This is a genomic window from Moorena sp. SIO4E2 (assembly GCF_010671945.1).
GTDB classification, from domain to species: domain Bacteria; phylum Cyanobacteriota; class Cyanobacteriia; order Cyanobacteriales; family Coleofasciculaceae; genus Moorena; species Moorena producens.
This window is the reverse complement of the sequence record NZ_JAAHIE010001149.1, coordinates 1-1,582: the sequence shown is the minus strand read 5'-3', so window position 1 is coordinate 1,582 and position 1,582 is coordinate 1. Positions and strand designations below refer to the sequence as shown.

Annotated in this window: 1 protein-coding gene; it reads right to left on the bottom strand. The window is 44.2% G+C overall.

Annotated features, from left to right (window positions below; genetic code table 11):
- Positions 1-236: 236 nt before the first annotated feature.
- Positions 237-986 carry a HEAT repeat domain-containing protein gene (locus F6K37_RS41630; protein WP_287257117.1) on the bottom strand — a complete coding sequence of 250 codons (750 nt, stop codon included), beginning with the start codon at positions 984-986 and terminating at the stop codon, positions 237-239.
- Between the last annotated feature and the right edge of the window lie 596 nt (positions 987-1,582).

The window sequence follows — 1,582 nt, the reverse complement described above, 5'->3', positions numbered from 1 at the left end:
ACAATTCCAAAAGAGGTATTAGAACGATTGTTCTCGAAGGGAGAATTAAGCATGTAGAACGGTGAATTTAGAATGGTGAATTAAGCACCTACATAAAATTAACTGCCGTTGCTGATTCTGGGTATGTTTTCGCCCCCCTAGCCCCCCAATTATTGGGGTAACAAAACTCTTAAAGTCCCCCAAAGTTGGGGGATTTAGGGGGCTTTAATAAAACCAGATAATCGCGCATTCATTCCTTAATTCAGCAACGCCCTTAATTTTTCTAATTGCTCCTTAGCAAACTTCCGCAGTTTAGGATCGGGGTCATGCTCTGCTCTATCTTGCAATAAGGATCGGGTTTGGGAATGGTTAGGATAATATTTGAGGATGGCCTCAAGGGCTATTTTTCGAGGATTGTATGTCCTTTGTCCCTTATGCTCAAAGGGGTCATTGACAGTGCGATGCTCTGAAAGAGCCGCTACGCGATCGCATAAAAATTCCCATAACCAAGGCTGGTCTTGTCCAGCTTCAGGTAACTGTTCAAATGAATATTTATAACAGCGAGCCCATTCTTCAAGTAGGGGTAAGATATATGGGTGGTCTTTCCAACCTTGAGCTAACTGTTTAATTGTTGTAGCTCGCAGCCTCGAATCAGGATCAGAGCGAGCCCATTCTTGAAGTAGGGTTATGCTATCGCGATGGTCTTGCCAACCTTGAATTAACTGTTCAATTACTTGATCTCGCAGATCTGAATCAGTATCACAGCGAGCCCATTCTTGAAGTAGGGTTATGCTATCGCGATGGTTTTGCCAACCTAGAGTTAACTGTTCCAGTACTTTAAGTCGCACCCTCGAATCAGTATCAGAGCGAGCCGATTGTTGAAGTAGGCGTAAGGCATCTCGATGGTCTTGCCAAGCTTGAGCTAACTGTTCCATTGCTGTAGCTCGCACCTCCGAATCAGTATCAGAGCGAGCCGATTGTTGAAGTAGGGCTAAGGTAGGGTGCATCTCGCTTTTGCAAAAACACTCAGGACAATAGAAAGCTAATGTCATGTTATGACAATTAGCCTTAATATAAATCTCCTCTATCTCCCGCTATTCCCTATCTCCTGACTTCCGACTCCCTTTACTATCTATAATTTTGCTAATTGCTCCTTAGCAAACTCCCGCAGTTTAGGATCAGGGTCATGCTTTGCTCTATCCCGCAATAAAGACCGGATTTGGGAATGGTTAGGATAATATTCGAGAATGGCCTGAAGGGCTATTTGTCGAGGATTGTAATTCTCGTCATCTCTCTCGTAATCTCTGTCTTTATCAGGGTCAAAGGGGTCATGGAGAGTGCGATCGCATAAAAATTGCGATCACCAAAGCTGGTCGTGCCAAGCTTGAGCTAACTGTTGAATTGCTTTACCTCGCACATCCGAATCAGTATCAGAGCGAGCGGATTCTTGAAGTATGGCTAAGGTATCTGGGTGGTCTTGTCTTCATACTCCATGCCTGTTTGCCTCGCGCCGATATTGATGGCCGATATTGATGGCCAATATTGATGTTTGATTGAAAACGTTGCCGGTGGATAAACCAGCTCAAATGGGAAACACTTCATA